The organism is Streptomyces sp. KR55 (assembly GCF_052245645.1).
Lineage (GTDB): Bacteria > Actinomycetota > Actinomycetes > Streptomycetales > Streptomycetaceae > Streptomyces > Streptomyces flavusporus.
Map to the genome: position 1 here is coordinate 1 of NZ_JBQQCE010000409.1, position 8,809 is coordinate 8,809.

General features: G+C 68.7%; 5 protein-coding genes and 1 pseudogene. 3 read left to right on the forward strand and 3 right to left on the reverse strand.

All coding sequences use genetic code 11. The annotated features are described in order from the left end of the window. The coding region (locus ACTWQJ_RS39590) for a proprotein convertase P-domain-containing protein (RefSeq protein ID WP_443311275.1) at nt 1-200 on the forward strand (200 nt) is incomplete at its 5' end. A gap of 653 nt (nt 201-853) precedes the next feature. Next, nucleotides 854-4,648, forward strand: coding sequence for a S8 family peptidase (locus ACTWQJ_RS39595; protein WP_443311276.1), 3,795 nt, complete (start codon nt 854-856; stop codon nt 4,646-4,648). A gap of 552 nt (nt 4,649-5,200) precedes the next feature. Here the strand turns inward: ACTWQJ_RS39595 and ACTWQJ_RS39600 are convergent. The 3 genes and pseudogenes from ACTWQJ_RS39600 to ACTWQJ_RS39610 all read right to left on the reverse strand — a co-directional run. Beyond that, the gene (locus ACTWQJ_RS39600) at nt 5,201-5,809 is read right to left on the reverse strand and encodes an FMN reductase (protein ID WP_443311277.1); all 609 of its coding nucleotides are present in this window, start codon (nt 5,807-5,809) and stop codon (nt 5,201-5,203) included. Further along, nucleotides 5,806-6,900, reverse strand: a complete 1,095-nt coding sequence (locus ACTWQJ_RS39605) for an LLM class flavin-dependent oxidoreductase (protein WP_443311279.1) — start codon at nt 6,898-6,900, stop codon at nt 5,806-5,808. The genes ACTWQJ_RS39600 and ACTWQJ_RS39605 overlap by 4 nt, the downstream gene beginning before the upstream one ends. Nucleotides 6,901-7,050: 150 nt before the next feature. Beyond that, nucleotides 7,051-7,827 (reverse strand): annotated as a pseudogene (locus ACTWQJ_RS39610) (alpha/beta hydrolase); the annotation flags it as partial. Between the two features lie 335 nt (nt 7,828-8,162). On the opposite strand from ACTWQJ_RS39610, the gene ACTWQJ_RS39615 reads away from it, so the two are divergent. After that, nucleotides 8,163-8,809 (forward strand): amidohydrolase family protein (locus tag ACTWQJ_RS39615; protein ID WP_443311278.1); only part of this gene is annotated, 647 nt, incomplete at its 3' end.

Sequence of the window (8,809 nt, forward strand, 5' to 3'; positions counted from 1 at the left end):
GCCTGGTCAGCGACGACGGCACCGTGCTGCTCGTGAAGGACTTCATCTGGGACACCGGCACGGAACTGCACGCCACCTACACGGTCGACGCCTCGGCACTCCCCGCCAACGGCACCTGGAAACTCCGTGTCACGGACAACACCCCCGGCATCTTCACCGTCGACCCCGGCTACCTCGACAGCTGGAGCCTCACCTTCTGATCCCGCTGCTCCAAGCCCGCACCCACCCGACCGCAGGCACCGCACTGTGGGGCATGGGCGGTCCTGCGGCGGCGTCGCCCGCCTGCACACTGGGCGCGGTGTTCTTCAGCACCTCGTCGACGAAGTGGCCAACTGGCTGGAGCGCCACTTGGAGCTCGACACACGATCCCCTACACGACAGTGCTCATGCTATTGACGTGGCAAATATCGGCCGCCCCACCTTGCTCCTGGTCGTCTCGCTGCCGCTCGTACTGACCACCGTACGCGGCAAACAGCGCCGATGTGTGGAAGTCCCGCGCGTACGCGCCGAGTACGCAGGGGAGAAGGAGGGTGTCCTGCTTGGCCGCGTCGATCGCCGCCCCGCCCGGCCGATGGTGACCTCGCCCCAGTCAGGGGCCAGCCCTTGCCGAAGTCGACCGCCGAGCTCGACCGTGTCCCCGGCCTGAGTCGGATTGAGCACGGTGATGCGCATCCCGTGGGGGTATGCCGCCGGCCCGGCGGGGGAGAAATGCGCTCTCGTACAACAGCCCAAGCACCGTCGGCAGCATGCCCCTGGGGGCATGGCTGGCTTGTGGCCGCCCGGATCCCCGTCGTCCTTCGTTCACTGACGCATGGGCGAACACTTCCTGTTCTTTTACGAGTTGAGGAGACTCTTGACCATCAACATGCCCGGCAACAGGCCGCTCCTGCCAGCTCTCGGAGCAGCTCTGCTGGTCCTCGCGGCAACCCAGCCGGTGTCCGCTGCTGCTGGGACTCCGTCCGCCCAGGCCGCCAGCAACACCGCAGCCTCAACACCCTCCGGTGTCCCGGCGCCGGTGTCCGTCACCCTGGTGACCGGCGACAAGGTCACCGTCACTCCGGCCGTGAAGAAGGCCGGGAAGAACCCGGCCACCATCACTGTCCAGGCCCCGGACGGAGATACCGCCGAAGCCAGAATCACCAACGTCGGCGACGACACTTACGTCTATCCCGCCTCGGCCGTCAGATATCTGGCGGCCGGTGTGCTGGACAGACGGCTCTTCAACATCACCCGGCTCATCAACGATGGATACGACGACGCGCACACGGGGCACGTGCCGCTCATCGTCACCTACGAGAAGGGCCTGGGCAGCACCGGGAAAGGCGCCTTGAAGCAGGCCCGGTCGCTGCCCGACGAAGCGACGGACATCCGCCCGCTCACCAGCATCAACGGGGCCGCGCTCGCCGAGAACCACAAGGAGGCGGCAGCCTTCTGGGATTCCCTCACCGGCACAGGCCCGAACGGGTCGGAGCAGCGCTCCGCCTCTGCCACGGCGAGTTCCTCCGACGCCGTCACCTCGTTCACCGGCGGCGTCGCCAAGGTGTGGCTGGACGGAAAGGTCAGCGGCCAACTCGCCGAGTCCACGGCGCAGATCGGTGCCCCGGAGGTGTGGGCCGACGGAAACACCGGCAAGGGTGTCGACGTCGCGGTCCTGGACACCGGGTACGATCTCAGCCACCCCGACCTCGCCGGAGTGGTCGCCTCGTCGGAGAGCTTCGTCCCGGGCGAGGGGGTCGACGACCAGCACGGGCACGGCACGCATGTCGCCTCCACGATCGCCGGCAGCGGCGCCGCCTCGGAGGGCAGGGAGAAAGGCGTCGCCCCCGGCGCATCCCTGCACGTGGGCAAGGTGCTGAGCAACGGTGGCAGCGGTCAGGACTCCTGGATCCTGGCCGGGATGGAATGGGCTGCCCGCGACGTCAAGGCACGGGTGGTCAGCATGAGCCTGGGGTCGGCAGACCCCAGTGACGGCACCGACCTGCTCAGCCAGTCGGTGAACCAGTTGAGTGCAGAGACCGGCACGCTGTTCACCATCGCCGCGGGCAACTCGGGCCCCGAAGACCACACTGTCAGGGCCCCCGGCACCGCGAGTGCCGCACTGACCGTCGGCGCCGTCGACTCCCAGGACACCATCGCCGGCTTCTCCAGCCGGGGCCCGCGCCTCGGCGACGACGGCCTCAAGCCCGAGATCACCGCGCCCGGGGTGGACGTCCTGGCAGCCCGCTCCCATTACTACGGGGGCGGCGAGGGCTACTACATGACGCTGAGCGGCACCTCCATGGCCACGCCGCACGTTGCCGGGGCCGCCACGCTGCTGGCCGCCGAGCATCCGGACTGGACCGGCGCCCAGCTCAAGGACGCCCTGGTGAGCACCGCCGCGCCGACCGACTCGATCAGCGCGGACGACGGAGGCAACGGCAGAGTGGACGCCGCGGCCGCCACCGGGTCCACCCTCTTCGCCACCGGCACGGCCGACGCGGGAATGCACTCCCTGGGCGGAGAGCCCGGCGAAACCGTCGAGAAGCCGGTGCAGTGGACCAACACCGGCGATGAACCGGTCACCGTCGACCTGGCCGTCGACGCTCCTGGCTCCCCGGCCGGTCTGTTCACCCTCTCCACCACGCAGTTGACGGTCCCCGCCCACGGCAGCGCCTCCGCGACCATGACCACCCACCTCGACGAGGCCCCGGCCGCCCACCGCTACACCGGCCGGATCACCGCTTCGGTCTCCGGCACGGTGGCGACCCGTACGCTCATCGGCGTCAGTACCCAGCAGAAGCCCTACCACCTGCGTATCAAGCTCCAGGACCGGGCCGGCCACCCGGTGGAGGGTCTGGTGGAGTTCCTGCGCAAGGGCGCCGGGGCGAACGCCTACTCCATCGCCTACAGCTCCGGCGGCGAGGTGGACACGATCGTCCCGCCGGGCACCTACGCGGCTTGGTCCTACGCGGAGGTGGAGGGCGTCCACGGCAAGTCCTCGCTCGGCTTGGCGCTGCTCACCCAGCCCCAGATCGAGGTCACCGACGACATCGATGTCGTCCTCGGCGGATCCGCCCTCCACGAGACCGCCGCCCCGACGCCCAGGCCCAGCACCACCGACCTCCAAGGGCGGGCCGACTACTACCGTTCCTTCGGCGGCGACGAGACCGTGGGCAGCTCGCTCAACGTCCGCGCGGTCTACGACAGCATCTGGGCCCAGCAGACCGCCAAGGTCTCGAAGGGCTCGATGATCTACACCGCGCGCTGGCGCAAGCAGCAGCCGCTGCTCAGCCTGGCCTCCGGCGGCCAGTCCTTCGACGACCTGTGGCTGCAGCCCGGCTCCGCCAAGCTGCCCGAAGGCAGCAGCACCCTGCCGACCCTCTTCGCCGGTTACGGCACGAAGGCCGACTACGCCTCGCTGGACGCCGCGGGCAAGGCCGTCGTCGTCCGCTACAACGGCGACGACGAGCAGATAGCCGCGGCCAAGGACGCGGGTGTGAAGCTGCTCCTGCTGGTCAACGACGGCTACGGCCGGCTGCGCGAGGCCATCGGCCGTACCTCCCTGACGGTCGCCGGACTGTCCAGGACGGAGGGCGAGAAGCTGATCGCGCGCATCCAGGGCAGCGAAGGCGGCAGCGTCGCACTGAAGGCGGTCTCCCATCCCGTCACGACGTACCTCTACGACCTGGTCCACAGCTGGTGCGACCGGATCCCGGCCGACCAGACCTACGCGCCGAAGGCCGGACAACTCGCACGGGTCGAGGTCGACTTCCGTAACGACCCGACGCACGAGGTCCAGGAGTACCGCTACGACGTCCAGTCCTACCTGCCGTATCGGTACGGCGTGACCGCGGTCTCCAACACCGGTACGCATCGCACCGACTACGTCACCTCGGACACGTCCTTCCAGTGGATGGAGGAGGTCTACGAAGTCAGCAAGGTGCCCGAGACATCGCAGAACTCGGACCGGCTCATGTACCCGGCAGGCAGGACCACCGAGGTCATGTGGTTCGGCCCGATCCAGCGGCCCCGGGTCAACGGGAGCATCGAGCTGCCCCACCGGACCGGTGACAAGCTCGTCGCGTACGTACCCGGCTGGGGCGACTCCGGCGAGAACCACGTCGGCACCTTCGGCTACGGCCCCAACTCCCAGACGACCGAGCTGTACCGGGGCGGTGATCTCCTCGCCACGACCGGAGGCGGCTGGATCGAGGCGGACCTCCGGCCCGCCAAGGCCGCCTACCGTCTGGTGACCAGCACCGCCCGGACCGGCACCTATCCCTACTCCACCAGGACCCGCACCGAATGGACCTTCACCTCGGCCGCCGCGGGAAGCAGCGACGAGGTGCGGCAACTGCCGCTCGTCCAGCTCGACTACCGGATTCCCACCGCCGCCGACGGAAGTGCCCGGCGTGACGCCAAGCTCCTCGTCACCCCGTCACATCTCCCCGGTGGTCCGGGGGCCGCTCTCCGTACGAACAGCGTGGAGCTCTCCTACGACGACGGCGCGACCTGGAAGCGTGCGGTGCTGAGCAGCTCCGCCGAGGGTGCGCTCGTCAAGCTCCACGCGCCTACCACCGCCCGCTTCCTCACGCTGCGTGTCCGAGCGAGCGACGACCGAGGCAACACCGTGACCCAGATCATCACCCGCGCGGTAGGGATCGCCTGATCCCTGCCACCCATCGAAGCACCTGGCCGCGGGCCCGCGGCACCGCCCGGTACCGGCAGACGGGTCACTTCGGCACAGCCGGGCGGAGGCCCCGTCATCTGCGCGAGATGGGGCCGATGTCCCCTCAGGCCCCTCCTCACGCAGCCTGTTCTCATGCCCTGCTCATGCCGTTCGTGCACGTCCGCTCGGCCCGGCGCGCAGGCGCCCCGCTCGGTGAGGGGGGACGAGCGCTCGGCGGCACTCTCGACCAGTTCCAGGTCTGCCTTGGTATGGGCGCTGGCTGCATCGATGAGCAGGGAGACCAGGGGGTCGTTCACGCGGGAGCGCCGCAGCCGCGTCAGGCCGGCGGGGCCAGTGGGACTGGCGCTGGGCCGTGACGAAGGAGGTCAGAGCATCCGAACCGAGTGCGGAGGTACCGAACAGCTTCAGAAACAGCTCGTCGCGGAGCCCGCGCGTGCGCACCCATGTGCTGAGCGCTGACTGTGGTCTGCATCCTCCTGACGCCATGGACGCCCCTGACCATAGCCAAAGCATGGTCCTTTTGACCTGGGCTCAGTCGAAGCGCAGATCGGAGAGCTGCTTGTCGGTATTGTCGTCTTTGGGCATTGGGTTGGTTGCCCTGGCGGCCAGGAGCGAGGCCATCTCCGCGCCTGCCCGCCGTATGCGTGCGGGCAGGCCCTCCGTGTGCGCGTCGCTGCCGGATCCCCAGTCCTCGGACGCGGCGTAGACCGCGGTGGGGACGGCGACGGTGCGCAGGTAGGTGAAGAGCGGGCGCAGGGCGTGTTCCAGGACGAGCGAGTGCCGGGCTGTGCCGCCGGTCGCCGCGATTAGGACCGGCTTTCCGGTGAGGGTGTCCGGATCGATCAGGTCGAAGAAGGACTTGAACAGTCCGCTGTACGACGCGGAGAACACCGGCGTCACGGCGATCAGGCCGTCGGCGCCCGTGACGGTGTCGATCGTGGTGGCCAGCTGCGGCGGCGGAAAACCGGTCACGAGGTTGTTGGCAATGGCGACGGCCAGGGCACGCAACTCGACGACGTCGACTTCCACCTTGTGGTCCTGATCCGCGAGCCTTTCGCGGACCTCGTCAGTGAGCCGGTCGGCGAGGAGCCGTGTGGAGGACGGGACGCTCAGCCCGGCCGATACTGCGACGAGTTTCATGCGGCGGACACCTCTTCGGATTCCGTGGCGGCGAGCAGGGAGTGGTGGGTCGGCGCGTCCGGCACCCCGGCCGGCCGCTCCTTGGCGAACTCCTCGCGCAGCACCGGCACGACCTCCTCGCCGAGGATGTCGAGCTGTTCGAGGACGGTCTTGAGCGGCAGACCCGCGTGGTCCATCAGGAACAGCTGGCGCTGGTAGTCGCCGGCGTACTCGCGGAAGGACAGCGTCCGCTCGATGACCTGCTGTGGGGAACCGACGGTCAGCGGGGTCTGCTCGGTGAAGTCCTCGAGCGAGGGCCCGTGCCCGTACACCGGCGCGTTGTCGAAGTACGGCCGGAACTCGCGCACCGCATCCTGCGAGTTCTTACGCATGAACACCTGGCCGCCGAGCCCGACGATCGCCTGCTCAGGGGTGCCGTGCCCGTAGTGCGCGTACCGCTCCCGGTACAGCTCGACCATCCGCTTGGTGTGGTCGGGCGGCCAGAAGATGTTGTTGTGGAAGAACCCGTCGCCGTAGAACGCCGCCTGCTCGGCGATCTCCGGGGAGCGGATGGAGCCGTGCCAGACGAACGGCGGCACCCCGTCCAGCGGCCGGGGCGTGGACGTGAACCCCTGCAGCGGCGTGCGGAACTTGCCCTCCCAGTCGACGACATGCTCGCGCCACAGCCTTCGCAGTAGGCCGTAGTTCTCGATGGCGAGGTTGATGCCCTCCCGTATGTCCTGTCCGAACCACGGGTAGACGGGCCCGGTGTTGCCGCGCCCCATGATGAGATCGACGCGCCCGTCAGTCAGGTGCTGGAGCATCGCGTAGTCCTCAGCGATCTTCACCGGGTCGTTGGTGGTGATGAGGGTGGTGGCCGTGGAGAGGACCAGCCTCTCGGTCCGCGCGGCGATATAGCCGAGCATGGTGGTCGGCGACGAGGGCACGAACGGCGGGTTGTGGTGCTCACCGGTCGCGAAGACGTCCAGGCCGACCTCCTCGGCCTTCAGCGCGATGGCGATTATGGCCTTGATGCGCTCGCGCTCGGTCGGCGTACGGCCCGTGGTCGGATCCGGTGTGACGTCGCCGACGCTGAAGATCCCGAACTGCAAGGTTCCTCCATTCATCAGGTGATCGAGTGGTCCTCGAACGGTAGGAGTGCACCGCATGGCTGGGATGACTGTGCGTGCACGGGAAGGGGCCCCACAGCGTCCTCCTCCCGTGCCCTGGCCATGGGGCGTAGGCCTCGCCCTCGTCGCGCAGGGCGTCGCCTCGCCGGTGATGACCAGGGCCGGCGGCAGCCCGGTGAGCTGCTCGGTGGTGGCCCGCAGCGGCGAGGCGGTGATCTGGGCGCGCTCGGACTCGTCGGTCGTGTACTGGTCCCAGAACCACTGCATGCCGTCGCGGCGCAGGAAGTAGTCGGTGGTGAACTGGTGGTAGGAGCCGGTGTCGAAGTTGGCGTCAGTGACGGGGTAGAAGAGCACCTGCTGGACCAGCGGTACGTCGCTGCGCTCCTTGGCCATGAGCGTGAGCGCGGCGGTCATGTTGCCGCCGACGGAGTCTCCGGCGACCGCGATGCGGGTGGCGTCCAGGTTCTTGGACGCGCCTTGCTGGACGACCCACTGGGCGACGGCGTAGTTCTGCTCGATGGCGACCGGGTAGCGGACCTCGGGGGAGAGGTCGTACTCGGGGAAGACCACGGCGGCGTTGGCGCCCACGGCGAGTTCGCGTACCAGGCGGTCGTGGGTGTGGGCGTTGCCGAACACCCAGCCCGCGCCGTGGATGTAGAGGATCACCGGCAGTGTGCCCTCGGCGCCGGCGGGCTTGACGATGCGGGCCCCGACGCTGCCGGTCGGACCGCCGGAGACGGTGATCCACTCCTCGTCGGTCTCCGGCTTGTCGATGTCGCCGGACTGCACCTTGTCGACGGCCTTGCGGCCCTCGGCGGGCGGCAGGTCGAAGAGGTAGGGCCGGTCTCTCCGGCGAGGTGAGGCGGCTCCGGGGCAGATGCAGAGATCTGCAGAGTCGTCGATCACCACGCTAAACCGCGAAGGCGGCAGAAGTTTTCACCAGCGCACGAGCGCTGACCCCACAGCGCATGGAGAGGCAGGCAGTGCACTGTCGGAACGAATCCAGTGCACTGCCGGGACACACAGAGGATTCGGCTCGAAATAGCTTGGCGGCCAAGCAGTTGCGGGCTGCCGGGGTCCGGGCCTGTGCATCGCACAGCAAACCCATCCGGAATTGGGTTCGGTGCAGCGTGGGCGCAGTAATCGCGCATGCCCCGCTTCATTCCCGCCCGCCGCTGTCGCCGCAGTTGGAAGTCGATGCAGCTGGAATTCGACGCTGTTCACTCACAGGAGGTTGTCGAAAGGTGTCCACGATGCCGGTCGGTGGGTTGGTTCCTAGCGCCGCCGACAACGCCGCGGATCTCGTCGTCCGCAACGTGAAGATCCACACCGGAGATCCGGGCCGCCCAGGGGCCGAGGCGATCGCCATACGTGATGGTGTCATCACGGTTGTCGGTGACGACAAGGACGTGGCTGTCCATGTCGGCCCGGCCACGAAGGTGGTCGACGGCCTCGGCCGGCGGATGGTTCCCGGCCTCAACGACTCCCATCTGCATGTGATCCGGGGAGGGCTCAACTACGTGCTGGAGCTACGCTGGGACGGGGTTCCCACGTTGCGCCAGGGCCTGGCGATGCTGCGTGAGCAGGCGGCCCGCACTCCGAAGGGCCAGTGGGTGCGGGTGGTGGGGGGATGGTCGGCCGAGCAGTTCGCCGAGCGGCGGCTGCCTACTGTCGCCGAGCTGAACGCCGCGGCGCCGGACACCCCGGTGTTCGTCTTGCACCTGTACCAGTCGGCGGTCCTCAACCGGGCGGCGCTGAAGGCCGCCGGATACACCAAAGACAGCCCCGATCCCAAGGGCGGCCAGATCGTACGGGGCAGGGACGGTGAGCCCACGGGCATGCTGCTGGCCGCGCCCAGCGCCCTGATCCTCTATTCGACGCTGGCCAAGGC